This window comes from Microbacterium sp. NPDC091662, from assembly GCF_044756705.1.
GTDB lineage: Bacteria > Actinomycetota > Actinomycetes > Actinomycetales > Microbacteriaceae > Microbacterium.
This window is the reverse complement of the sequence record NZ_JBIVTM010000001.1, coordinates 1,922,873-1,947,494: the sequence shown is the minus strand read 5'-3', so window position 1 is coordinate 1,947,494 and position 24,622 is coordinate 1,922,873. Positions and strand designations below refer to the sequence as shown.

Genomic DNA, 24,622 nt, shown 5'->3' with positions numbered 1-24,622 from the left:
CGGCGGCCCCAGGATATCGGAGGAGTTGCAACGTGCCAAGAAAGTTCTTGACAGGGCTCGTCCGCCCGACGTAGCGTGACTCGCACACCGCAGTTGGCACGTGCCAACTGCGAACGGCGACGGTGCCGCACACCCGCTGTGAGAGGTCTCATGAACATCGGTTGCCACGGGCTCGTCTGGACAGGGAACTTCGATGCCGAGGGCATCCGTCTGGCGGTGCGCAAGACCAAGGAGGCGGGTTTCGACCTCATCGAATTCCCGCTGATGGACCCGTTCTCGTTCGACGTCTCCGCCGCGAAGGATGCGCTCGAGGAATACGACCTCGCCGTCAGTGCCTCGCTCGGGCTCTCCGAGTCGACCGACGTCACCAGCTCCGACCCCGCGATCGTCGCAGCTGGCGAAGCCCTGCTTCTCAAGGCCGTCGACGTGCTCGCGGATCTGGGTGGACAGCATTTCTGCGGGGTGATCTACAGCGCCATGAAGAAGTACATGGAGCCGGTGACGGCCGAAGGGCTCGCGAGCAGCAAGGCCGTGATCGCGCGGGTCGCCGACCATGCCGCCGAACGCGGGGTGTCGGTCTCGCTCGAGGTCGTCAACCGCTACGAGACCAACGTGCTGAACACGGCGAGACAGGCTCTGGAGTATGTCGCCGAGGTCGATCGGCCGAACCTCGGAATCCACATCGACACGTACCACATGAACATCGAGGAGTCGGATATGTTCGCGCCGGTCCTCGATGCTGCCCCCGCCCTGCGCTACGTGCACATCGGTGAGAGTCACCGTGGCTATCTCGGGACCGGGACGGTCGATTTCGACACGTTCTTCAAGGCGCTCGCCCGCATCGGCTACGACGGCCCGATCGTCTTCGAGTCCTTCTCGTCGGCGGTCGTCGCCCCCGATCTCAGCCGCATGCTCGGCATCTGGCGCAACCTCTGGAACGACAATGTCGAACTCGGCGCCCACGCGAACGCGTACATCCGCGACAAGCTCGTGGCGGTCGAGTCGATCCGCCTCCACTGAGCCGCAATCCGACGCGAGGCGGATCGGAAGATCAAGATGTCATTACAGGTCTTCCCCATCCGACCGACTTTAGATACATTTAGATACAACTTGCGCTTGTCGTAGCGTAGGACGCAGAATTGATCCGATGTTTGCGACGGAATGATCCGTCGATGTCGAAGCAGAACCTTCAAGGAAGCAGGTGAGCGCATGAGTGGACCCATCCTCCGGGTCGAGGGGATCAGCAAAGGATTCCCCGGCGTGCAGGCGCTGAAGGACGTGCACCTCGAAGTGCACGCCGGCGAGGTGCTCGTGCTCGTGGGCGAGAACGGTGCAGGAAAGTCGACCCTGATGAAGATCCTCTCCGGGATCTACACCAAGGACGAGGGAACGATCACGTTCGAGGGCCAGGAAGTCGAGCTCACGAGCCCCCTCCAGGCGCAGGAACTGGGCATCACGATCATCCATCAGGAGCTCAACCTGATGCCCGATCTGACTGTCGCGCAGAACATCTACGTGGGTAGGGAGCCCACCACCGGGCCGTTCCTGTCGGAGCGCAAGCTGAACGCGCAGACCGCCGACCTGCTGCAGCGCCTCGACATCCACCTGAACCCCCGCCAGCTCGTGGGTGAGCTCACGGTGGCCGAGCAGCAGATGGTCGAGATCGCCAAGGCGCTGTCCTTCAACGCCAAGGTCCTCATCATGGACGAACCCACCTCGGCGCTCACCGACGCCGAGGTCGAGACGCTCTTCGTGCTGATCGAGCAGCTCAAGGCGCGGGGCACCGGGATCGTCTACATCTCGCACCGCATGGACGAGCTGCGCCGACTGGCCGACCGCGTGACCGTCCTCCGAGACGGCACATACATCGGATCACTCGACAAATCCGAGATCACCATCCCGACGATCATCGAGATGATGGTCGGACGTGTGATCGACGAGGGAACCCGCCCCCAGGCCCGCGAGCACGCGAACGACCCCGTGGTCCTCGAGGTGCAGGGGCTGTCGACCAAGAGCCTCTTGAAGGACGTCTCGTTCCAGTTGCACAAGGGCGAGATCCTCGGCTTCGCCGGGCTCATGGGCGCCGGGCGCACCGAGACAGCCCGCGCCGTGATTGGCGCCGACCACCGCGACAGCGGCACGATCACGATCGACGGTCGCACGGTGCGGATCGCCCAGCCGGCGGATGCGGTGCAGCACGGCGTCGGCTACCTCTCGGAGGACCGCAAGCTCCTCGGGCTCATGCTCGAGCAGGACGTGACGTTCAACACCGTGCTCGCCTCACTCGGCTCCTACGCCAACGCGATCGGCTGGATGGGTGACAGCAAGGCGAAGAACCGCACCAAGGAGTACGTGCAGCAGCTGCGTGTGAAGACGCCTTCGGTCAACCAGGTGGTCAAGCTCCTCTCCGGAGGGAACCAGCAGAAGGTCGTCATCGCCCGATGGCTGATGCGCGACTGCGACATCCTCATCTTCGACGAGCCGACCAGAGGGATCGACGTCGGCGCGAAAGAGGAGATCTACCGCCTCATGCAGCAGCTCGCTGACGCAGGCAAATCCATCATCGTCATCTCATCCGAGCTCCCGGAGATCCTCCGTGTGGCGAACCGCATCGCGGTCTTCGCCAACGGTCGCATCACCGGGACGCTCCGCAACGAGGAAGCAAGCCAGGAGAAGATCATGCAACTCGCAGCCCACGGGGAGGAAGACTGATGAGCGCTCCGCAGCAGCCCGGATCGTCGACGACGACGATCATCCAGACAGCCGTGAACGAGAACACGGACAAGAGGGACGTCGGCGCGTTCCTGAAGCGTCAGTTCCAGCAGTCGCTGGCGTTCGGCACGCTCATCGTGCTGATCATCTTCTTCTCGATCGCCAGCCCGAACTTCTTCACCTTCAGCAACATCGCCACGGTGCTGCTGTCGACGGCGGTCATCGGCATCCTCGCTCTCGGCACCACCTTCGTCATCATCACCGGCGGCATCGACCTGTCGATCGGCACCGGCATGGCGCTGTGCGCCGTGATGACGGGTGTCTTCGTGACCAACATGGGGCTCCCGGTGTGGGTCGGCGTCATCGGCGGCATCCTGACCGGTGTGCTGATGGGGCTCGTGAACGGTGTGAACATCACGTTCCTCCGCCTCCCGCCGTTCATCGCCACCCTCGCGATGATGATGATCGCCGGTGGCCTCGCCCTCGTGATCTCGGGGGTCGCACCGATCTACTTCTCGACGTCGGCCCCCGACTTCAAGAAGATCGCTCTCGGTGTGATCATCCCCGGTATCCCGAACGCCGTGCTCGTGACCGCGGTGCTCGCGATCATCGCGTACCTGGTGCTGTCCAAGACGCTGCTCGGGCGGTACACGTTCGCGATCGGCTCGAATGAGGAGGCTACGCGCCTCTCGGGTGTCAACACGCGTCGCTGGACGATCCTGATCTACATGTTCGCCGGGGCGTTCACCGGCGTCGCCGGCATCGTCATCGCCTCCCGCCTCGATTCGGCGCAGCCGCAGATCGGCACGGGATACGAGCTGCAGGCGATCGCCGCGGTGATCATCGGCGGCACCTCGCTGCTGGGCGGACGCGGATCGATCCTCGGCACCGTGATCGGCGCCCTCATCATGAGCGTGCTCGTGAACGGCCTGCGCATCATGTCGATCCAGCCCGAGTGGCAGAACATCGTCGTCGGCGTGGTCGTGCTGCTTGCGGTGTTCCTCGACTCCCTCCGCAACCGACAGCGCACCTGAGACCTGGACGGCGGCGAAACCCGTGCCCGTCGTCGTCCTCCGGCCCCGGCCGGCTTCCGCGGAGACATCCGCATTGGCACCTGGAATGTCCACAGCGCCGGCTCGTCCGGCATTCACACAGAACAAACCGAGTCGTACCCAAACAATGGAGTTTTCATGAAATTCGGGAAGAAGACCGCACTCGTGGCCCTCGTGGCCGCATCCGCACTGGTGTTCGCCGGCTGTGCCGGTGGTGGCGGCGACGTAATCGACGAAGGCTCGAGCAGCGGCGGCAGCAGCGACGGCGAGATGTACATCGCCATGGTCTCGAAGGGCTTCCAGCACCAGTTCTGGCAGGCCGTGAAGAAGGGCGCAGAGGACAAGGCCAAGGAACTGGGCGTGAAGATCACGTTCGAGGGCCCCGCAGCCGAGACCGAGATCGCCGGCCAGCTCGAGATGCTGACCGCCGCGATCGACAAGAACCCGGACGCCATCGCCTACGCCGCCCTCGACCCCGAGGCGTGCGTCGCCCCGCTCGAGCAGGCCAAGGCGAAGGACATCCCCGTCGTCTACTTCGACGCCCCCTGCAACGGTGACGTCGGACTCAGCCTGTCGGCCACCGACAGCAAGGTCGCCGGTGCGCTCGCTGCCGAGCACATGGCCGACCTGATCGGCGGCGAAGGAGAGGTCGCGATCGTCGGCCACTCGCAGATCAACTCGACCGGTGTCGAGCGTCGCGACGGTTTCGTCGAGAAGATCAAGGCGGACTACCCCGACATCGAGATCGTCGACATCCAGTACGGTGACGGCGACCACCTCAAGTCGGCTGACATCGCCAAGACCCTGATCGCGGCTCACCCCGACCTCAAGGGCATCTACGGCACCAACGAAGGCTCGGCCATCGGCGTCGTGAACGCCGTGAACGAGCTCGGCCTCGAGAAGGGCAAGATCACGATCGTCGGCTTCGACTCCGGAGCCGCGCAGATCAACGCCATCAAGGACGGCACCATGGCCGGCGCCATCACGCAGGACCCGATCGGCATCGGCGCCCAGGTCGTGCAGGCCGCCTACGATGCAGCCAACGGCAAGGACGTCGAGGAGTTCTACGACACCGGTTCGTACTGGTACGACGAGAGCAACATCGACGACCCGAAGATCGCGGCTGTGCTCTACGAGTGACACCGCAACGATGAAGAAGCCCCTCACCTTCGGGTGGGGGGCTTCTTCGTGTCGGGGCCGACATGGGGTGGACTTCGAGGATCGAGGACAGGATCTGTCCGGGGTGGCTGTCAGTGTGATCGTGACGAAAGGACACACACCATGAGCAGCACCCCTGCCCTGCCGGCCGGATCGAACACCGTCAACCCCTTCCTCATGACCGATGATGCCGCCCGCATCATCGGCTTCGTGGTCGAGGTCTTCGGGGCGACCGACGTTCCCGAGGCTCGTACCGTCGACACCGACGGCCTGATCCTGCACTCCGAGCTGCGCATCGGCGACTCCGTCATCACCATCGCCGACCGCAAGCCCGACTGGCCCTTCACCCCCGGATTCCTCCAGGTGTACGTCGACGACGTCGAGGGGACGCTCGCACGAGCAGTCGGACTCGGTGCTCGCATCGTCACCCGGCCGACGGACTTCTTCGGTGACACGTTCTCGCGCTTCGCCGACCCCTCGGGAAACGTCTGGTGGGTCTACACCCATGTTCCGCAGGAACAGACGGGGGACACCGACGGTGCGGACGCCCTCCCGTGGAGCGGCTCTGCAGAGGGTGCAGAGGCCGACGGGCATGATGCCGCCGAAGAGGATTGGTCGAGCTTCACCTCACCCGAGCTCGAATACATCCACGAGAGCCTCGTTGAGGCGATGGCATCCCTCCGAGACCCCCGGCTCGATCGCTGAACGGTGTCGGGGTCGTCAGAGTCGACAGAGGAAGGTGAGCTGCGACGACGGTTCGACGATCAGCTCCTGCAGCGCCGCGTTGAAGGGAACCCCGGCCGGGGCGGCGATGTGCGCCTGGAAGGCCGCCTCGTCGCGATAGACCTCGTAGACGAAGAAGCGGTCGGGGTCGTCGATGAGCCGGGTCGCATCGAAGACGATGTTGCCCTCCTCGGCGCGGACCACCTCGGCGAAGTCGCGCAGCAGTGCGGCCACACGGTCGCCCGTTCCGGGCTGGGCGGTGAAGGTGGCGTGCAGGATGGTCGGCTCGGACACGGTGTCTCCTCGGGAGTGTCGGGAGTGGAGGCGGATGCTCATGGTCATGCTCGTGCGCTGGGTGTGAAGATCAGGGCGAGAGAGTCAGCAGCCGCGCCGGGGTGGTGACCAGCATCCGATGCACGGCCTCGTCTCCCACGGCCGCACGCAGGCGTGGGAGATAGCGGTCGCCGAGGTAGGCGAGTCCTGGCATGCCGCCGTAGGCGATGTATCGCGTGCGCCGGGCTACGTCGCCGCCGAGCACGATCCGGTCACCGGCGCCGCTCTCGACCACCGCGACGGTCAGGGCGAGCAGTTCGGCGTCGGAGCGGGTGCGCGGACGCGCGAAGCCGTCGTAGCCGAGGTGGGCGCCGCGTTCGGCGAGGGAGACGTGCAGCCCGGGGTCGGGGTCACGGTCGGCGTGCGCCAGCACGACCCGGTCGCAGGCCACTCCCTCGTCCACCAGCAGATCGAGCACCTCATGGGCTGCAGTGCCGAACTCCAGATGCACCATGACCGGAGCGCCCGTCGCGCGGTGCGCCTCGGCCACGGCGATCAGGGTGGTGCGCTCGAACGGGCTGATGCGCCAATAGTCGACGCCGCCCTTGAGGAGACCTGCGCGCACGCGGCCGCCGTCGGGTGCGGCGGCGACCGGCACGTCGGGGGTCTCGAAGATCTCCCCGTCGTCGGCGGGCATACCGCGCGTGATGTCGGCGATGAAGAGGGCGGCCAGACGGTCGGCGGTCCACACCTGCATCGGATGCTCCGCGCCGTAGTGGGCCTCACGGTGCCGGCCGGTGGTCGCGACGATGCGCAGTCCGGTCGAGGCACTGATCCGGGCGAGGGCTGCGGGGTCGCGCGCGAGGCCGAACGGCGTGGCATCCACCATCGCCTCGAACCCGCTCGCCTGCAGCAGGGCTGCTTCTTCGCCCGAGGCCGCCTCGTCGTCGAGTTCGTCGCCCGGCAGCAGCGGAGACACCTGGAACAGGTGCTCGTGATAGTCCACCCGCCCGAGCAGCGCAGGGTCGATGTCGCCGAGCACCGTGCGGACGACGGCGGGCATCAGCGCACCGACTCCGCGGCCTCGGCGAGTCGTTCGACGACCTCGGGCGTGAGGTCGAGTGCGAACACGTCGGCCACCACCTGTGACCAGCCGTGGATGAAGTAGCGCCACCCGTCGACGACGTGCAGGCCGCGCGTCGCCGCCTGAGCCTTGGCCTGGTGCAGGAAATCGAGCGAGCCGCGGTAGTTGAACTCCCACGCGTACGCCCCGTCGGGGAACACCACGGCGTCGCTCAGGGGCGAGCCGGGGCGATCCTTGCCGAGCCCGGTCGCGTTCGCGATCACCGATCCTGCGGGGGCCGCAGCCACCAGGGCATCTGCGTCTGCGGGCGTCGCCGTCACGACGTACTCGATCAGCCCTTCGCGGGTGCCGTGCTGACGGTGCACCTCGCGCAGGTGGTCGAGCTTGTCCTGCGTGCGGGCGGTCACCGTGATCTTCGACGGGGCGTCTTCGCGCTCCGCCAGCGCCCAGCTCAGAGCGGTGCCCGAGCCTCCGGCGCCGAGGATCACGACCGCGGCCTCCGTGCGGGCGAAGTGGTCGGCGGGAAGGAAGTCGTTCAGCGCGAGATCGACCGTGATCGGGTCCTTGGCCCGTCCCGACAGCACACGGCCGCGCTTCGAGATGCTGGAGATCTCGGAGCACGACACCGCGAACGGGTCGAGCTCGTCGAAGAGGTCGGATGCCGCGGCGTACACGTTCATCTTGTGCGTGGTGACGAGCGCCCCGCGGTGATGCGGATCGTCGCGGATCTGCTCGACCATCGCGCGGTACTGCGCGGGCTCGGCGTCCATCGGCAGGTCGTGGCCGACCAGGGTGCGGGTCGGCAGATCCAGGATGTCGGCCCAGAGCGGGAAGACCTTCATGATCGACGACGACGCGGTGGTCACCCCGACGAAACCCATGTAGTCGGCGGATGCCGGAGCGGGGGCGGTGGCGACGACGTCGGCGGTGGTGGTCATCGGGTCTCCTCGGGGGCGGGGCTGGGGACGGGAACGGGGTGGGCGGGCTCGACGCCTGCGAGGACCGCGAGCACGTCGGCGAGCGAGAGGGAGCCCATGTTGTCGACGGCCTGCGTGGTCTGCGCGCCGAGGTGCGGGGTCACGATCACCCGATCGGCGAGCTCGGTTGCGAGCAGCGGACTGTCGTGCGCGGCCGTATCGCCGTCGAGGGTGTCGGCCGCGTAGCCGGCGAGCACGCCGTCGTGCAGGGCCTGCGCCACGGCGGCCTCGTCGATCAGGTCGCCGCGGGCGGTGTTGACCAGCACAGTGCCCGGTCGCATGCCGGCGAGGCGCACGGTGTCGACGAGCTGCTGCCCTCCAGGAGCGTGCAGCGTGATCACGTCGGCTTGCCGGAACAGGTCGTCGAGCGAGACGGGTTCCGCGCCACGCGCGCGCACGACATCGTCGGGGAGGAACGGATCGGCGGCCAGCACGCGCGGCCCGAAGCCGCTCAGGCGTGCGGCGACGCCCTGGCCGATGCGCCCGAAGCCGACGATGCCGACCGTCGCGGCACCGAGCTCGCGTCCGCGCCGCACACTCCAATCGCCGGCGCGCACACGCCGGTCGCCGTCGGGCACGAAGCGGAGGGCGGCGAGCATGAGCCCGACCGCGTGGTCGGCGACCGCATCGGCGTTGGCGCCGGGGGTGTTGGTCACCGGGATGCCGCGGTCGCGCGCTGCGTCGAGATCGACCGACTCGGTGCCGACGCCGTAGCGGGCGACGACCTTGAGCTTCGGGGCTGCGGCGAGATGCGCGTCGGTGACGGATCCGGTGCCGGCGATCCAGGCATCGGCACCGTGCAGCAGCGACCGCAGCTCGTCGAGGTCGTGGTGGGCAGGCCCTCGCAGGATGCGGTGACCCGCCTGCGCCGCGCGCTCGACCAGGTCGAGGTCGCCGTCGGAGAACGAGCGGCTGGTGACGAGGATGACGCCCATCAGAGCGGCCGTCCGGCGAACCACGGCGCGAGGGCGGTGTACGCATCGGCGAAGCGGGAGTGTCGGTCGGCATAGACGGCGTGACGTGCGGCATCCGGGGTGAACTCGGCCGTGACCTCGCTCAGTGCGCGGGCGGCCGAGAAGTCGGTGAGGCCGAGCCCGACCGCGGCGGTGACCGCGGCGCCGAGGCTGTTCGCCTCTTCGACGATCGTCCGGCGGCGCACGGGAACACCCCAGACATCGGCGAGCACCGAGAGGTACACGTCGCTCTGGGCTCCGCCGCCGACCGCGTCGATGCGGTCGATCACGGCGCCAGCTTCGCGGAACGCCTGGATGCAGCTGAGCAGGTTGAACGCGGTGCCCTCGAGCACGGCCCGCACGAGGTGCGCCCTGCCGTGGTGGCGGGCGAGCCCGACGAATGCGCCACGGGCATCCGGATCCCACATCGGGGAACGCTCGCCGAGGAGGTAGGGGAGGAAGTAGAGGTCGTCGGTGTCGACGTCGGCGGAGGCCTCGGCCGTCAGTCGTCCGGTATCGGGGTGTGCGGGGTCGGGCGAGAGAGCCTCGGCGATCCACTGCACGGAGGCGCCGCCCGCCTGCATCGTGGCGGTGGGCACGAACGAGCCGGGCACGACGTTGTCGAACGTGAAGGTACGCATCGCGGGGTCGTGCAGCGGAGCGTCGGCCGCGAACGAGATCCACGACGAGGTGCCCAGACACACGTAGGGGCCATCCTCCGGCGCGACGACACCCGAGCCGACGGCGGCCATCGGGCCGTCGCCGCCGCCCATCACCACACGCACGCTCGCGGGCAGGCCGAGTGCCGAGGCAGCGGCATCCGTGAGTGTGCCGGCGATCTGCGTGGATTCCAGGATCTCGGGGAACAGCGCCGGGTCGAGGCGTGCGGCCCGCAGCACCTCGTCCGACCACGTGCCGGCGGCCTGATCGTAGGCGTTGGTGCCGGATGCATCCGAGCGGTCGGTCGCGAGGCGCCCGGTCAGGCGCAGCACGATGAAGTCCTTGGCGACACACACCCGTCGCACCCGCGCCCAGGTGTCGGGCTCGGTGTCGCGCACCCACATGATCTTCTCGACCGAGTACGTCGGGTTGAGGCGGTGGCCCAGGATGCCGTAGGCGCGCTCGGCGCCGATCGCGGTCTCGAGCTCACGCTGCTGCGCACCGGACCTGGTGTCGGCCCAGATGATCGCCGGGCGCGCGGGCTCGCCGTCGGCGTCGAGCAGCACCGCGCCCATCATCTGGCCGCTCACCACGAGTCCGGCGATGTCGGCCGGTGCCGTGCCGGTGCGGGCGATCAGATCGCGCGTGGCGGCGACGACCGCATCCCACCAGTCGGCGGGATCCTGCTCGGCGACGCCGCCCGCGGCGAAGTGCGCGGGGTAGGGGACGGTGACCGAGGCGACGAGACGGCCGTCATCGTGGTGCAGCGACGCCTTGTTCCCGGTGGTGCCCAGGTCGTGCGCGATGATCATGGCCGGAGCCTATTCCGCGTAGGGACGCAGGTCGACGCCGGAAGCTGCACGATAGGCGCGCGAGCCCATGCCGTGCTCCAGCACCCAGCCGTAGTCGTGTCCTGCTCCTCCCGGATACACCGCGAGGAAGGCGTAGGGCTCGTCGCCGGTGTTGACCGAGCGGTGCGCCCAGCCCGGCGGAATGTAGCCGATCGTGCCGGGGAGCATGTCGAGCCATTCGGTGCGCTCGCCGTCGAACATGAGCAGTCCGCCCCGGCCCTTCAGTGCCAGGTAGATCTCGCCCTGGTGGTTCGGGTGCTGGTGGCCCTTGGTCATCCAGAGCTCGCCGGAGGTGTCGCCGGGCATGATCGTGGTGATCGACTGCGGCAGCTCGCGGTCGACCTCGGGCACGGGGGAGCTGACGACCGTGTAGACCACCGGGTTCTCGCCGGCGGATGCCGCGGCCCAGGCGTCTGCATCGAGGAAGAGCCCCTCCAGGTCGGACATCCGCCGGGTGAGGGTCGGGCCTTCGGGGGAGAGCGTCAGCTGCTCGGCGTCGAAGGCGATCGCCATCGGAGAGATCGGCGGGGTGTGGAACTCGGGCATCGGTGCTCCTCGTAACGGTGCTGCGGCGCTGCGCAACCTGTAATGACAGGTTCACTGTACCTGTTATGACAGGTGGCGTCCAGAGTGGGTCGCTCCCGCGCGCGATCCGCGGCGCGCATCTGCGCGCGGTGCGGCGGTCGGCGGTGGTCCTCCGGTCGCAGTCGGTGCCGGTTGCTGCTGCTGCGGTCGCAGTTGGTGCTGGCTGCTGCTGCTGCGGTCGCAGTTGGTGCCGCCTGATCGGGAAAAACCCGGCAGGAAGTGCGACCGGAACGCGGCGCTCAGCTGGGGGCGGGGGTGTCGGGGTCAGCGTCGAGTCAGTCGGCAGCGCGGCGTGCTCGGTAGGCGGCGACGGCGTTGCGGTTGGCGCACGTGGTCGAGCAGTACCGCTTCGAACGGTTGCGCGAGAGGTCCAGGGCGATCGACTGACAGGTGTCGTCCTCGCACACGGTGAGGCGTGAGCCCTCGTCGGCGCGGATCACGTCGATCAGGGCCATCGCGGTCTCGATCAGGATGCGCTCGGCGAAGGGATGCTCGTCGGCGACGGCGTGCAGGTGCCAGTCGGTGCCGTCGTGGCGACGCAGTGCCGGGGTGAGGCGGGACTCGGCGAGGGCGTCGTTGACGTGGGCGGCCATCTCGTCGCGGGGCGCGAGCAGCATGGCGCGCAGGCGCGATCGCAAGCTGCGCAACGAGGCGACCTCCTCCTCGTCACGGTCGAGGCGTCCGGTGTAGGGGAACTCCTCGAGGAAGGCGTCCTCATCGGCGATGTCGGTCAGCGTGTCCGGCTGCTCTGCGGAGTTCACGAGCCAGACGGCCGAGCGCAGCGCCTCCTCCGTGTCATCGGTGAAGATCATGTTGACACCTTACAGCGCCCCCGAGTAGCGTCATCGATCATGGGCAAGGTGAGAAGTGACACGGTGGTCGCGTCCGCACGCGACGTGCGCCTCGGGCTGCCCCTCGCTCTCGCCGCGGCCTTCGCCTTCGGCATGTCGGGCGGATGGGCGCGCGGGCTCATCGATGCGGGATGGACGCCCGGGGCCGCGGTCACTGCGCGCATCTGGGTCGCCGCCCTCGTGCTGCTCATCCCCGCCGTGCTCTCGCTGCGCGGAAAGTGGGGGCTGCTGCGGCGCAATGCGGGCATGATCCTCGCCTATGGACTGCTGGCGGTCGCCGCAACCCAGCTCTTCTACTTCCAGGCCGTCGCGGTCATGGATGTCGGTCTCGCACTGCTCATCGAGTACACCGCTCCGATCGCGGTGCTGCTGTGGCTCTGGCTGCGGCGGGGCGAGCGTCCGACCGGTCGGAGCATCGTCGGCGCGGCCATCGCCTTCGTCGGGCTGGTGCTCATGCTCGACATCCTCACCGGTGCCGATGTGAACGTGGCCGGCATCCTGTGGGCGCTCGGGGCCATGGTGGGTGCGGCGACCTACTTCGTGCTGTCGGCCAAAGCCGACACGGGGCTGCCGCCGATCGCACTCGCCGGCAGCGGTCTGCTGCTCGGCGCACTCGGGCTCACTGCGGCCGGGGCGATCGGGGTGCTGCCGATCCGGTGGACGACCGACGACATCGCGTATCGGTTCGGCAGTGTGCCCTGGTTCGTCCCTGTCTTGGCGATGGGCGTCGTCGCGACAGCCCTCGCATACCTGCTCGGCATCGCCTCGACGCGCATGCTGGGCTCGCGACTCGCTTCCTTCGTGGCTCTCGCCGAGGTGGTCGCCGCGCTCCTGTTCGGCTGGCTGCTGCTCGGACAACTCCCCGACCTGCTGCAGGCGCTCGGCGGTGTGCTCGTGCTCGTCGGCGTCGTGGTGGTCAAGCTGGGCGAGCCGGCCGCCTCGGAGGTCGCGGGCTCGGAATTCGTGGACCCGGTGCCCACTGTCGAGAATGTATACGGGAAGCGCGCTCCGAACGACGTCTGAGCCCTCATCATCGCTTTATGTATACACTGAGGGCATGAGCATCACCGTCGAACGCACCTCCGCGAGCGATCGTGCGTACGCGGCTCTGCTCGACGACATCCAGTCCGGCGCTCTGGCGGCCGGCGTCGTGCTCGGCGAGGTCGAGCAGGCCGCGCGCCTGGGCGTGAGCCGCACTCCGATGCGCGAGGCGCTGCGACGCCTCATCGCCGACGGGCTCGTCGTGCAGCAGTCGCCGCGGGTCACCGTGGTGGCGGATCTCGATGCCGACGACATCCGCTCCCTCTTCGAGATCCGCCGCGCCCTCGAGGAGAGCTCGGCTCGTCTCGCCGCCGCCAGAGGAGACGCGCACCTCTTCGCGGCGCTCGCGGACGAGTTCGCACACGTCGACCTCGACGCCGACGAGGGGCGCGACGCGTACTACGCCCTGATCGCCCGCTTCGACACCGCGCTCGATGCCGCCGTCGCCAACGACTACATCGCCTCGGCGCTGCGCACCGTGCGCACGCACCTCGTGCGCGTACGCCGGATGGCCCGCGACAAGCCCGACCGGCTCGCCGCCTCCGCCGCCGAGCATCGCACCATCGCCGAAGCGCTGGCCGCCCGCGACGGCGACCTCGCCGCCCATGCCACGCACGTGCACCTGCACAACGCGCTCGCCGGCATCCTCGATTCACTCGATTCCCGCACCGGCGTCGACTCCCGCAACAGTGAAGGATAAGAAATGACTGTCACCCACCACGTCCGCGTCCACCGCAGCGACGAGAACCTCGCCAGGGAAGACCAGCTCGCCTGGAAGATCGCCGAGGTCGCCGCCGACCAGGTCGAGGTCGAGCAGGATGTCGTCGACATGATCATCAACCGCATCATCGACAACGCCTCGGTGGCCGCGGCCTCCCTCACCCGCGCGCCGATCAACGCGGCCCGCGCGCAGGCGTTCAGCCACCCCGTCTCCACCGGCGGTGTCGGCGGGAACCTCTTCGGTGCCGCCCTCGACCATCGCACCAGCCCGGAGTGGGCAGCCTGGGCGAACGGCGTGGCCGTGCGGGAGCTCGACTACCACGACACGTTCCTCGCCGCCGAGTACTCGCACCCCGGCGACAACATCCCGCCGATCCTCGCGGTCGCGCAGCACGCCGGCAAGGACGGTCGCGCGCTCGTGCGCGGCATCGCCACCGGCTACGAGATCCAGATGGACCTGGTGCGCGCGATCTGCCTGCACAAGCACAAGATCGATCACGTCGCCCACCTCGGCCCGTCTGCTGCCGCCGGCATCGGCACCCTGCTCGGCCTCGACGTCGAGACCATCTACCAGGCCGTCGGCCAGGGCCTGCACACGACCACCGCCACGCGTCAGAGCCGCAAGGGCGAGATCTCGACCTGGAAGGCGCACGCCCCGGCCTTCGCCGGCAAGATGGCCGTCGAGGCGGTCGACCGGGCGATGCGCGGACAGACCAGCCCCGCCCCGATCTACGAAGGCGAAGACGGCGTGATCGCCTGGATGCTCGACGGCAAGGATGCCTCGTACGAGGTGCCACTGCCCGCCGCCGGTGAGCCCAAGCGCGCGATCCTCGACTCGTACACGAAAGAGCACTCGGCCGAGTACCAGGCGCAGGCGCTGATCGACCTCGCCCGCAAGCTCGGCATCTCGAACCCGGCGCTGCGCGACCCCGCGAACATCGATCAGATCGTCATCCACACCAGCCACCACACCCACAACGTGATCGGCTCGGGCGCGAACGACCCGCAGAAGTACGACCCGACCGCTTCGCGCGAGACGCTCGACCACTCGGTGCCGTACATCTTCGCGGTGGCGCTGCAGGACGGCGGATGGCACCACGTCGACTCCTACGCCCCCGAGCGTGCGGGCCGCGCCGACACCGTCGCGCTGTGGCACAAGATCACCACGGCCGAAGATGCCGAGTGGACGCGCCGCTACCACTCGGAGGACCCGGCTGAGAAGGCGTTCGGCGGACGCGTGGAGATCCGCCTGACCGACGGCTCGACAGTGGTCGACGAGATCGCCGTGGCCGACGCGCACCCGCTGGGAGCACGCCCGTTCGCCCGCGAGAACTACATCGCGAAGTTCCGTCTGCTGGCAGAGCCTGTGCTCGAGCCGGCCGAGATCGAGCGGTTCCTCGCCCTCGTGCAGCGCCTGCCCGAGCTGACGGCCGCCGAGGTCGGCGAGTTGTCGATCGTCGCAAAGCCCGGCCTGCTTGAAGCCGCCGATGCCCCGAAGGGGTTGTTCTGATGCTGTATTCCACCGTCACCCCCGCCGAGAAACGGCGGCTGTTCCGGGAGCGGCTCGCGAGCGGTGAACTGCTGCGCTTCCCCGGCGCGTTCAACCCGTTGAGCGCCCGCCTGATCGAGCAGAAGGGCTTCGACGGGGTCTACATCTCCGGCGCCGTGCTCTCCGCCGACCTGGGGCTGCCCGACATCGGCCTGACCACGCTGACCGAGGTCGCCGGACGCGCGAAGCAGATCGCCCGCATGACCGACCTCCCCGCGATCGTCGACGCCGACACCGGCTTCGGCGAGCCGATGAACGTCGCCCGTACGATCCAGGAGCTCGAAGACGCGGGCCTGGCCGGCACGCATATCGAGGACCAGATCAACCCGAAGCGCTGCGGCCACCTCGACGGCAAGGCCGTGGTCGACGAGAACACCGCGATCAAGCGCATCCGTGCCGCCGCCGACGCCCGTCGTGACGAGAACTTCCTCATCATGGCGCGCACCGACATCCGGGCGGTCGAGGGGCTGGACGCGGCGATCGACCGCGCGAAGGCCCTGGTGGATGCCGGTGCCGACGCGGTGTTCCCCGAGGCGATGCGCACGCTGGCCGAGTTCGAGGCCATGGCCGAGGCGCTCGACGTGCCGATCCTGGCGAACATGACCGAGTTCGGCAAGAGCGAGCTGTTCTCCGTCGGCCAGCTGCGCGACGCGGGGGTGAACCTGGTCATCTGGCCGGTGTCGCTGCTGCGCATCTCGATGGGGGCCGCGGGCCGCGCACTGGATACTCTGAACGAAGAGGGGCATCTGACCTCGAAGCTCGGCGAGATGCAGCACCGCGCCGATCTCTACGATCTGATCGACTACGAGTCGTACAACCACTTCGACTCCGGCGTCTTCAACTTCACCATCACGAAGGAGTGACCATGACTGAGCCGGACATCAAGAAGGGCCTCGCGGGCGTCGTCGTCGACACCACCGCGATCTCGAAGGTCAACCCCGAGACGAACAGCCTGCTGTACCGCGGCTATCCGGTGCAGGAGCTCGCGGACACGCAGCCGTTCGAAGCCGTCGCCTACCTGCTGTGGAACGGCGAGCTGCCCACGCCCGAGGAACTGGCGGCGTTCCGGTTGGAGGAGCGGAAACACCGCACCCTCGCCGACAACGTCAAGACCGCGATCGATCTGGTCCCACTGGATGCGCACCCGATGGACGAGGTGCGCACCGCGGTCAGCCTGATCGGCGCCTCCGACCCCGGTGCCGGTGGCTCGGTGCTCGATGCGGGTGGGAGTCCCGAGCAGAACCTCGAGCGCAGCAGCCGCCTGTTCGCCGCCCTCCCGGCGATCGTCGCCTACGGTCAGCGTCGCCGTCGTGGCCAGGAGATCATCGCGCCGCGCGACGACCTCGACTACTCGGCGAACTTCCTCTGGATGACCTTCGGCGAAGAGGCCGACGACGTCGTGGTCGACGCGTTCAACCGCTCGATGATCCTGTACGCCGAGCACTCCTTCAACGCCTCGACGTTCACCGCGCGCGTGATCACCTCGACCCTGAGCGACATCTACTCGGCGGTGGTCGGTGCGATCGGCGCGCTCAAGGGCCCGCTGCACGGTGGCGCCAACGAAGCGGTGCTGCACATCTTCGACGACATCGGCACGGCCGACAACGTGGTGCCGTGGCTCGACAAAGCGCTCGCCGAGAAGCGCAAGATCATGGGCTTCGGGCACCGCGTCTACAAGAAGGGCGACTCCCGGGTGCCGACCATGAAGGCCGCGCTCGACACCCTCGTGGAGCACTACGACCGCCCCGAGGTAGCCGCTCTCTACGACGCGCTCGAATCGGAGTTCGTCGCGCGCAAGGGCATCTACCCGAACCTCGACTACCCGTCGGGGCCCGCGTACAACCTGATCGGCTTCGACACCCTGACCTTCACGCCGCTGTTCGTCGCGGCGCGGGTGACGGGGTGGACAGCCCACGTGATCGAGCAGGCCGGTTCGAACGCGCTCATCCGTCCGCTGTCCTTCTACGACGGCCCGGACGAGCGGCACATCTCCGCCTGACCTCCGCGTTCGAACCGCTCGAATGGCTCCATCTCCGCCCGGGATGGAGCCATTCGCGCGATTCGGGGCTGTAGCGTGCCGGCGTCGCGGGGTCAAGCGGATGCGCGGGGGAGTGCGACGGGAGTAAGACCGTATGCGGGACGAACGCGCGTCCCGCACGAAGGAGGGTCCATGTCTGCATCCGACGCCACCGTCAAGGAGGTCCGCTCGCTCGTCCCCGCACGCATGGACCGCCTGCCCTGGTCGCGATTCCACTGGCTGATCGTCGTCGGACTCGGCTTCTCGTGGATCCTCGACGGCCTCGAAGTGCAGATCGTCGCCGCGAACGGCTACGCCGCCACCCTCGGTATGGGACCTGCCGAAGTGGGGCTCGCCGGCACGTGCTACCTGCTCGGGCAAGTGTTCGGAGCGCTCTTCTTCGGACGCCTCACCGATCGCCTCGGACGCAAGAAGCTCTTCCTCGTCTCGCTCGCGGTGTACCTCGTCGGATCCGCCGTCGCCGGTCTCGCCTTCGCGCCCTGGTTCTTCTACATCTGGCGGTTCGTCGCCGGTGCCGGCATCGGCGGCGAGTACGCGGCGATCAACTCGGCGATCGACGAGATCATCCCGGCGCGCTACCGCGGACGTGTCGACATCGCGATCAACGGCACCTACTGGGGCGGTGCGGCGCTCGGTGCCGTGGCGAACGTGTTCTTCCTGAACACCGACATCCTCCCCGAGGACATCGGGTGGCGGCTCAGCTTCTTCCTCGGCCCCATCCTCGGGCTGCTGCTCATCTACATGCGCCGGCACATCCCCGAGAGCCCGCGCTGGCAGATGACCCACGGGCACGAAGAGGCGGCGGAGCGCAACGTCGACGAGATCGAGGAGCGCATCCGCAAGGAGGGCAAGACGATCCCGCCTGTGGACGAGAGCAAGGCGATCACCGTCAAGGAGTACGGCCGTGTGCCGTTCCTCGTCATCGCGAAGGTGCTGTTCAAGAAGTATCCGCGACGCACCCTGGTGGGTATCACGATGATGGTGACGCAGTCGTTCCTCTACAACGCGATCTTCTTCACGTACGCGCTCGTGCTCGAGAACTTCTACGACACCCCGCCGGCTTCGGCATCGCAGTACTTCATCGTGTTCGCGGTGGGCAACCTCGCCGGTGCGCTCATCCTCGGGCACTTCTTCGACACCTGGGGCCGCCGACGGATGCTGTTCGGCACGTACATGCTCGCCGGTCTCATCCTTCTCGTGAGCGCCTTCCTGTTCAACGCCGGTGTCCTGAACGCCGCGACGCACACGGCATTCTGGTGCGCCTCGTTCTTCAGATCTTCCCGCTGGAGCTGCGCAGCCAGGTCATCTCCTACATCTTCTCCATCGGGCAGCTGGTCGGAGCGATCGCACCGGTGCTCTACGGCGCCCTGATCGGTCAGAGCGCCGAGAGCGGCGATCGGGGCCCGCTCTTCTGGGGCTATGTGCTCGGCGCAGCGATCATGATGTTCGGCGGCATCGTCTGCGGGATCTTCGGGGTGAGCGCGGCCGGGAAGTCGCTGGAGGACATCGCGGATCCGCTCTCGCTGGTGGAGTCCGCGGACGAGGACGTCTCGCCGGGAGGCGGGAAGGACGGCTAGAGCGGGTCTCCTGAATCCGTGCGCGCCACGGTCCGGAACCCGGCGTTGCCCATCGAGGAGTCCGGGGTGTTCGCCGAGCGCGCCGAGTTCCGGTACCGGTTGCAGTACGAGGCGTGGCACAGGTAACTGCCACCACGGAGCACCCGGGCCGCATCGGGTCCCGGGTCGACGGGCGCAGCGGTCCCGGTGGCGGCACGCCGATACGCGTCCGTGTCGAACGCGTCGGCACACCATTCCCAGACGTTGCCCACGCACTGCCACAGGCCGTAGGCGTTGGGGAGGAAGGAGCGGACGGGTGCGGTGGTGAGCCATCCGTCTTCGGCGGTGTTCGTACGGGGGAAGACTCCCTGCCAGATGTTCAGGCGCCAGCCGCCCTCGTCGACTGCTTCATCGCCCCAGGGATACCTGGCACGGTCGAGACCGCCTCGTGCGGCGTACTCCCATTCCTGCTCGGTCGGCAGACGTCGTCCCGCCCACATGCAGTAGGCCTGGGCATCGTTCCAGCTGATGTGCACGACAGGGTGGTCGTCGAGGCTCCGGAGGTCGGAGCGGCGCCCCCCGGGGTGCGCCCAGTCGGCACCTCGGACCCCGGACCACCACGGTGTTCCTCCGGCAGGATCCATGCTGTCTTCGGGGTCGGCCGCGACGGCGAGGTGGAAGACCGCCGAGTAGCCGTAGGTCTCGGCCTCGGTGCGGTACCCGGTGTCGGCGACGAAGCGGGCGAAGTCCGCGTTGGTCACCGTCGTGGCGTCGATCTCGAAGGCGTCGAGGTGCACCGGGTGCACGGGGAGTTCCCCGTCGCCCGGGTTGCGATCGCCCGAGGAATCGCCCATCAGGAAGGTGCCCGCGGGGATGCGGATCTGCGCGACGAGATGGTTTCCGCCGCGCGGCGGCACGGCCACCGGAGCACCTTCCGCTGGACGCGGACCGAGGGTCAGGAGCGTCGCCCGTGACGGCGTTCCGCACCCGCACCGGCATCCGCCCGCACCCGTGTCCGCGTCCACGCCCGCTCCCATGCCCTCAGGATTCCGGGATGGCGGCGAGTTCGTCGGCGATCCGGTGCAGCTGCGGCGCCGGGAGGCCCATCACGGCGGCGAGGCTGTAGAGGCTGGTGCCTCCCAGCATTCCCAGGATCTCGCTCTGCGCCAGCATCGGCGCATATCGGGTGACGATCTCTCGCGTCTGCGGATGCGCGAGCAGCTCGGGAACCGAGGTGCTCACGCCGAAGACCCCGCGGGGGAGGGCGTCGAGCGCGGGAAGGGGGAGCGCCGCCGCCGTCGCCCGATCGCGCTGGGCGTGCACGAGCAGGTGCTCCTCGTCGGGGTCGGCCTCGACCGGGATACCCAGCCGGGCGTACTGGCTCGCAGGCGCGTCGTTCTCGCGGAGCAGCCGGGCGAGCAGCCGCAGCATCCGCAGTTCCTGTTCAGCGTCGTCGAGAGGATGCTCCTGGGCGGGGTCGGCGTGCAGGTCGAACAGCAGCGTGCCGTACGTGTACGGGTTGATCTGCGCGCGCCCGGTGAGGCGCAAGGGGCGGATGCCCTTCATGAAGGGCAACGGGTCCACCAGCTCCGCCCCCTGGAACTCGTTCGAAGCGAATCTCCCACGCATGTGCGTCGGCATCAGCGTGTACTCCTCGAGGGGTGCGTTGTCGGCGGTCGCGCACGCTCGCATGTACACGTACCGCCCGTCGGTGACGTTCACGTGTCCGCCGTGGATCCCGAACAGTGCCCCGTCGCGCGAAACCGCGGTGAGCGGGGTGCCGAGCATGTCCTCTGTCCGGTCGACGCCGAAGAAGTCGAGCAGTGTGGGGGCGATGTCGATCGTCTGGGCGAGGCTCGCGTCGCGTTCTCCTGCGCGCCGTGTGCGCGGGTCCCACACGAACGCGGGCAGGTGCACGAGTTCGTCGAACCACGGCTGCACGCTCTTCGCCCACCAGCCGTGCTCGCCGAGGAGGAAGCCGTGATCGGTGTTCACGATGAGCATCGTGTCGTCCCACATATCGTGCTCGTCCATCGCATCCAGCACACGCCCGAGGGAGCGGTCGCACATGCTCACGAGCGCCTTGTACTCGAACCGCGCGTGCTCGACCTGGTCTTCGGGCTCGGTGACCTTGGCGTACGGCGGCCAGTCGAACTCCGGTCCGTCATAGTCGTGCGGGTACAGCTTCTTGTACTCGTCGTAGGTGAAGAACGGTTCGTGCGGGTCGAAGCACTCGATCTGCACGAACCATTTGTCGGCGTCGGCATTCGTCTGCAGGAATTCGATGCCCGCATCGAACGTGAGCGTCTGCGGGTGGTCGGCCTCACGTCGCAGATATCCGCGATTGATCGCGTCCTGACGGTGCAGGCGTCCCTTGAAGCCTTCCGCCGCCTGACCGCCCCTCGGCACCTGCGCTTTCCAGGGGTCGCCCTCCTGGCCGCGGAAGAACTCCCACGTCGTGTATCGCGGATGGTAGGTGGCGCCGCCATCCTCCCAGTAGTGGGGGTGATCGCTTGCGAGGTGGGTGTGGATGCCGTTGCGGCCGAGCATCTCGGGCATCGAGTCGTCGAACGGTTCCAGGGGTCCCCAGCTGCGGTGCAGGAAGTTGTAGCGGCCGGTGTGCAGCTCGCGCCGCGCCGGCATGCACGGCATGGAACCGGCGTAGAAGTTGTCGAAGGTGACGGTGCGCTCCGCCAGTCGCCGGAAGTTCGGGGCCTCGATCTCGTCCGACCCGTAGGGCGGCAGCATGTGTCGGTTGAGGCTGTCGAACATGACCATGATCGCCCGCATCGTCGCGTCTCCTTCTCGCCATGTCCCGCAAAAGGACCATGACACTTGTGGAATAGATTCTGGCTCCACCTTGGCATCGGATCGCGGTGGTGTCAACGTGTCGGCGCGTTGACACGTCATGCCACTTGTGTCATTCTGCGGGGAGGCCCGCGGCGCTTCTGTTCGCGACTCCTCTCCCCACACCTCGGACCGGTCCCATGAAGCTAGAGCACCTCCTCCTCGGACTCCTCGGCGAGATGCCGCGCACCGGCTACGAGATCAAGAAGTTCCTCGACACCCATGGTCGATTCCTCCGCTCCAACACCACGATGAGTCAGGTCTACCGTTCTCTCGCCTCGATGACCGAGCGTGGGTGGACGGCCTACGCGGTCGACGAGCGACCCGGCGCCCAGGACGCGAAGATCTATCGCGTCACTCCCGAGGGGATGACCGTCTTCCGGGACTGGTTGGAGGGGCCGTACTCGCCGCCCAGTCGCTTCCAGGACCCGGAGCTCGGGGCGCGGCTCGGTTTCGCGGGGTACCTCACGCCGGAGAAGCTGATCGCGCTCATCGATATCGAGCTCGATGCGCGGCGCGACCAGGTGGCGAAGTACCGCTTCCGTGACCGCTCGATCGCAGACGGTACCTCGGCCGATTTCGACCGCGTGCTCGCGGCGTCCGTCGGCGAACGCCTGCATCAACACGGCACGCAGCAGATCGATCTTCATATCGCTCAACTCGAGGAGTTCCGTCGTGAGCTGCTCGATGGAACCCTGCCCCTGCCGCAGGCGGCCGCGTCGATTCGCTGACGCGCGTCCTTGACCCGTCCGGCGAGGTCTCCGGCGCGCTCGCGCGTCTCGGTTCGTGCTGCCCTCCGGGGATCCCCGGAGGCTGGGTGGATTGACTGTTGACACTCGGTATTCCACTAGTGGAGTATGTGTGCATTCCACTTGTGTAATGACTTGACGCGCTCGTCGTCGACCATTTCAATGACGAAAGGGACACACATGAACACGGCCATCACCGCGTCATCGGACCAGGGAGCCCCGCCGCGTCCGGCAGGGGTCAAGGGTCGCTGGCGCAACCTCTCCACACTCATCGGCGTCACGGTCGTCGAGAGCGGCGAGGGCAGCCTGACGACCACTCTGTTCCCTGCGATCGCCAAGAGTCTCGGTCTCGGCAACACCGAACTCGGTCTGCTCTCCACGCTCGGGCGCCTGATCGGCGTCCCCTTCGGCCCGTTCTGGGTCTGGTACGCGAACCGCACGTCTCGTCGCCAGGCGATCTTCGTGAGCACGCTCGTCAGCGGCGCGCTCGCCGTGGCATCGGGCTTCGCCGAGAACTTCCTCCTGCTCCTGCTGCTTCAGACGCTGCAGGCCGGCGCGGTGATCGGGCTCACGCCGATCACCAACGCCGTGATCGCCGACTCGTTCGACGACAAGGCGCGCGGGAGGGCTGTGGGGATGCTCTACGGGATCTCCGCCATCCTGAGCTCCGTCATCGGTCCGATCATCGGCTTGCTCTCGCTGTGGGAGTCCGGCTGGCGCTGGGGTTTCTGGGGCGTGGGTGCCCTTCTCGTCGCCACCGGGTTCCTCGTCCTCATCCTGTTCCGTGAGCCCGAGGTCGGTGCTGCGGACTACGGCGCCCAGGCGGCGAGGATCGTGTACGCGCGTCCGCGGATCAAGGACTCGATCGCGCTCATGAAGATCCCGACGTTCAGCATCCTGATGGCCTCGCGGCTGCTCTCCGGGCACCTGCTGATCGCGGTGTTCGGTGTGCAGTTCCTCGTGACCGAGCGCGGATTCGACAACGCCCTCGCGGCGATCGTGGCACTACCCTTCGGTATCGGCTACTTCCTCGGCACGGTCGGCGGCGGTTTCGTCGTCTCGGCGATCGACCGGCGCGGGGAACGCAACGGTCGAGTGGTGTTCCTGCAGGCCGCGCAGGTGCTCTTCGCCGTGGTGGCGTTCTTCGCCACGCAGTTCGACGTCGCCTCGATCGGCTACTACGTGACCTTCTGGGGACTGATGGGTCTCGCCCAGGGGCTCAACCCCGGCGTGAACCGACCGATCCTCATGTCGGTCATGGCCCCGGAGCTGCGCGCGCAGGGCTTCGTGATCTACTTGACGATCTTCGAGGTCATCGGCTGGGCGGCATTCACCTACGTCGCCGGTGTGCTCGCCGACGCATTCAGCCTGCAGGTGGTGTTCCTGTGGATCCTGGTGATCCTGATGCTCGTGAATGCCGCCGTCCTCGGGCTGCTCTATCGCTTCTACCCCCGGGACCGAAAGCGCGTGGACGACCTGATCGAGAGTCGTCTGTCGACCCCGGCCGAGTGAGCGGGTCCGGCGCCGCGGTGCCCGCGGCGCCGGCCTCGCTCAGGCGAGTGCGGCCACGAGCGCCCGAGCGGCGGAGGCAGACGACTGCGGGTTCTGTCCGGTGATGAGCTGACCGTCGACCACGGTGTGGTCGCTCCACGGTGCTGCGCCATCGAACTCGGCGCCCCGGGCGCGCAGTTCGCTCTCGAGCAGGAATGGCGCGCGGCCGGCGAGACCGCCGAGACGCTCCTCCTCGTCGGTGAACCCGGTGATGCGGCGTCCCGCCACGATCGATTCTCCGGACGCGGTGCGGGCGGGGAGCAGGGCCGCGAGTCCGTGGCAGACGGCAGCGAGAGGGCGGCCGGCGGCGAGCGTCGCCGTGATCAGTGCGGCCGAGTCGCCGTCGACCGCGAGATCCTGCATCGGACCGTGCCCGCCGGGGTAATAGACGGCGTCGTAGGCCGCAGGGTCGATGTCGGCCAGGACCAGCGGGGCGCCGAGCTCATCGATCGCGGCGATCGCGTCTGCGTCGCCCTCGGAGAGGCTGGCGGAGTCGGCGACGGGTGTCACGCCGCCGGGGGTCGCGAACGTCACCGTGTGACCGGCCTCGACGAGCAGGCGGTGCGGAGTGAGGAGCTCTTCGGCCCAGTAACCGGTCGGGTGCGCGGTGCCGTCGGTGAGGGTCCAGGTGCGGGCGCCGGTGACGACGAAGAGAACAGAGGGCATGCGTGCTCCAGAAGGTCGGACGGCCG

At 68.0% G+C, this 24,622-nt stretch carries 24 protein-coding genes; 14 read left to right on the top strand and 10 right to left on the bottom strand.

Annotation, left to right across the window (positions count from 1 at the left end):
* Positions 1-150 precede the first annotated feature (150 nt).
* The 5 genes from ACIQLD_RS09525 to ACIQLD_RS09505 all read left to right on the top strand — a co-directional run bounded on the left by ACIQLD_RS09525 (position 151) and on the right by ACIQLD_RS09505 (position 5,627).
* Positions 151-1,020, top strand: a complete 870-nt coding sequence (locus ACIQLD_RS09525; protein WP_402607725.1) for a sugar phosphate isomerase/epimerase family protein — start codon at positions 151-153, stop codon at positions 1,018-1,020.
* 189 nt (positions 1,021-1,209) lie between these two features.
* Entirely contained in the window at positions 1,210-2,712 is a 1,503-nt protein-coding gene (locus ACIQLD_RS09520) for a sugar ABC transporter ATP-binding protein (RefSeq protein WP_402607723.1), read from the top strand.
* Positions 2,712-3,746 (top strand): ABC transporter permease, encoded by a 1,035-nt coding sequence (locus ACIQLD_RS09515; RefSeq protein WP_029258495.1) that lies wholly within the window; start codon positions 2,712-2,714, stop codon positions 3,744-3,746. Before ACIQLD_RS09520 ends, ACIQLD_RS09515 begins: the two co-directional genes overlap by 1 nt.
* Positions 3,747-3,902: 156 nt before the next feature.
* Positions 3,903-4,904 carry an ABC transporter substrate-binding protein gene (locus tag ACIQLD_RS09510; protein ID WP_402607720.1) on the top strand — a complete coding sequence of 334 codons (1,002 nt, stop codon included), beginning with the start codon at positions 3,903-3,905 and terminating at the stop codon, positions 4,902-4,904.
* A 141-nt stretch (positions 4,905-5,045) separates the two neighbouring features.
* Positions 5,046-5,627, top strand: coding sequence for a VOC family protein (locus ACIQLD_RS09505; protein WP_402607718.1), 582 nt, complete (start codon positions 5,046-5,048; stop codon positions 5,625-5,627).
* A 15-nt stretch (positions 5,628-5,642) separates the two neighbouring features.
* Here ACIQLD_RS09505 and ACIQLD_RS09500 read toward each other — a convergent pair whose 3' ends face one another.
* The 7 genes from ACIQLD_RS09500 to ACIQLD_RS09470 all read right to left on the bottom strand — a co-directional run bounded on the left by ACIQLD_RS09500 (position 5,643) and on the right by ACIQLD_RS09470 (position 11,840).
* Positions 5,643-5,939 carry a putative quinol monooxygenase gene (locus ACIQLD_RS09500; RefSeq protein WP_402607716.1) on the bottom strand — a complete coding sequence of 99 codons (297 nt, stop codon included), beginning with the start codon at positions 5,937-5,939 and terminating at the stop codon, positions 5,643-5,645.
* 70 nt (positions 5,940-6,009) lie between these two features.
* Positions 6,010-6,981, bottom strand: coding sequence for a phosphotriesterase (locus ACIQLD_RS09495; RefSeq protein ID WP_402607714.1), 972 nt, complete (start codon positions 6,979-6,981; stop codon positions 6,010-6,012).
* Complete coding sequence (locus tag ACIQLD_RS09490; RefSeq protein ID WP_402607712.1) at positions 6,981-7,940, bottom strand: shikimate dehydrogenase; 960 nt, start codon at positions 7,938-7,940, stop codon at positions 6,981-6,983. The genes ACIQLD_RS09495 and ACIQLD_RS09490 overlap by 1 nt, the downstream gene beginning before the upstream one ends.
* A complete protein-coding gene (locus ACIQLD_RS09485; protein WP_402607710.1) occupies positions 7,937-8,938 on the bottom strand; it encodes a phosphoglycerate dehydrogenase in 1,002 nt (333 codons plus the stop codon). The genes ACIQLD_RS09490 and ACIQLD_RS09485 overlap by 4 nt, the downstream gene beginning before the upstream one ends.
* Entirely contained in the window at positions 8,914-10,404 is a 1,491-nt protein-coding gene (gene xylB, locus ACIQLD_RS09480; protein ID WP_402607708.1) for a xylulokinase, read from the bottom strand. The genes ACIQLD_RS09485 and xylB overlap by 25 nt, the downstream gene beginning before the upstream one ends.
* A gap of 9 nt (positions 10,405-10,413) precedes the next feature.
* Complete coding sequence (locus ACIQLD_RS09475; RefSeq protein ID WP_402607706.1) at positions 10,414-10,989, bottom strand: glucose-6-phosphate isomerase family protein; 576 nt, start codon at positions 10,987-10,989, stop codon at positions 10,414-10,416.
* 314 nt (positions 10,990-11,303) lie between these two features.
* Entirely contained in the window at positions 11,304-11,840 is a 537-nt protein-coding gene (locus ACIQLD_RS09470; protein ID WP_402607704.1) for a CGNR zinc finger domain-containing protein, read from the bottom strand.
* A 39-nt stretch (positions 11,841-11,879) separates the two neighbouring features.
* Here ACIQLD_RS09470 and ACIQLD_RS09465 point away from each other — a divergent pair, with 39 nt between their 5' ends.
* The 7 genes from ACIQLD_RS09465 (at position 11,880) to ACIQLD_RS09435 (ending at position 18,804) form a co-directional block, all read left to right on the top strand.
* On the top strand, positions 11,880-12,902 hold the full coding sequence (locus tag ACIQLD_RS09465; RefSeq protein WP_402607702.1) for an EamA family transporter: 1,023 nt from the start codon (positions 11,880-11,882) through the stop codon (positions 12,900-12,902).
* A gap of 34 nt (positions 12,903-12,936) precedes the next feature.
* Positions 12,937-13,620, top strand: a complete 684-nt coding sequence (locus ACIQLD_RS09460) for a GntR family transcriptional regulator (RefSeq protein WP_402607700.1) — start codon at positions 12,937-12,939, stop codon at positions 13,618-13,620.
* Positions 13,621-13,623: 3 nt separating this feature from the next.
* A complete protein-coding gene (locus ACIQLD_RS09455; RefSeq protein WP_402607698.1) occupies positions 13,624-15,150 on the top strand; it encodes an MmgE/PrpD family protein in 1,527 nt (508 codons plus the stop codon).
* The gene (gene prpB, locus ACIQLD_RS09450) at positions 15,150-16,052 is read left to right on the top strand and encodes a methylisocitrate lyase (protein WP_402607696.1); all 903 of its coding nucleotides are present in this window, start codon (positions 15,150-15,152) and stop codon (positions 16,050-16,052) included. The genes ACIQLD_RS09455 and prpB overlap by 1 nt, the downstream gene beginning before the upstream one ends.
* A 2-nt stretch (positions 16,053-16,054) precedes the next feature.
* A complete protein-coding gene (locus tag ACIQLD_RS09445) occupies positions 16,055-17,188 on the top strand; it encodes a bifunctional 2-methylcitrate synthase/citrate synthase (protein WP_402607694.1) in 1,134 nt (377 codons plus the stop codon).
* 171 nt (positions 17,189-17,359) lie between these two features.
* Positions 17,360-18,598, top strand: coding sequence for an MFS transporter (locus ACIQLD_RS09440; protein WP_402607692.1), 1,239 nt, complete (start codon positions 17,360-17,362; stop codon positions 18,596-18,598).
* Positions 18,580-18,804 (top strand): hypothetical protein, encoded by a 225-nt coding sequence (locus ACIQLD_RS09435; RefSeq protein WP_402607690.1) that lies wholly within the window; start codon positions 18,580-18,582, stop codon positions 18,802-18,804. Before ACIQLD_RS09440 ends, ACIQLD_RS09435 begins: the two co-directional genes overlap by 19 nt.
* On the opposite strand, the gene ACIQLD_RS09430 is transcribed toward ACIQLD_RS09435, so the two are convergent.
* Positions 18,801-19,658 (bottom strand): formylglycine-generating enzyme family protein, encoded by an 858-nt coding sequence (locus ACIQLD_RS09430; protein WP_402608514.1) that lies wholly within the window; start codon positions 19,656-19,658, stop codon positions 18,801-18,803. The two genes, ACIQLD_RS09435 and ACIQLD_RS09430, sit on opposite strands and share 4 nt — an antisense overlap.
* 166 nt (positions 19,659-19,824) lie before the next feature.
* The gene (locus tag ACIQLD_RS09425) at positions 19,825-21,573 is read right to left on the bottom strand and encodes a sulfatase (RefSeq protein ID WP_402607688.1); all 1,749 of its coding nucleotides are present in this window, start codon (positions 21,571-21,573) and stop codon (positions 19,825-19,827) included.
* Between the two features lie 197 nt (positions 21,574-21,770).
* Between ACIQLD_RS09425 and ACIQLD_RS09420 the strand changes: the two genes are divergently transcribed.
* Together ACIQLD_RS09420 and ACIQLD_RS09415 are read left to right on the top strand one after the other, a co-directional pair.
* Complete coding sequence (locus ACIQLD_RS09420) at positions 21,771-22,361, top strand: PadR family transcriptional regulator (RefSeq protein WP_402607686.1); 591 nt, start codon at positions 21,771-21,773, stop codon at positions 22,359-22,361.
* A gap of 198 nt (positions 22,362-22,559) precedes the next feature.
* Positions 22,560-23,891, top strand: a complete 1,332-nt coding sequence (locus tag ACIQLD_RS09415; RefSeq protein WP_402607684.1) for an MFS transporter — start codon at positions 22,560-22,562, stop codon at positions 23,889-23,891.
* Positions 23,892-23,930: 39 nt separating this feature from the next.
* On the opposite strand, the gene ACIQLD_RS09410 is transcribed toward ACIQLD_RS09415, so the two are convergent.
* Positions 23,931-24,596 carry a type 1 glutamine amidotransferase domain-containing protein gene (locus tag ACIQLD_RS09410; protein WP_402607682.1) on the bottom strand — a complete coding sequence of 222 codons (666 nt, stop codon included), beginning with the start codon at positions 24,594-24,596 and terminating at the stop codon, positions 23,931-23,933.
* Between the last annotated feature and the right edge of the window lie 26 nt (positions 24,597-24,622).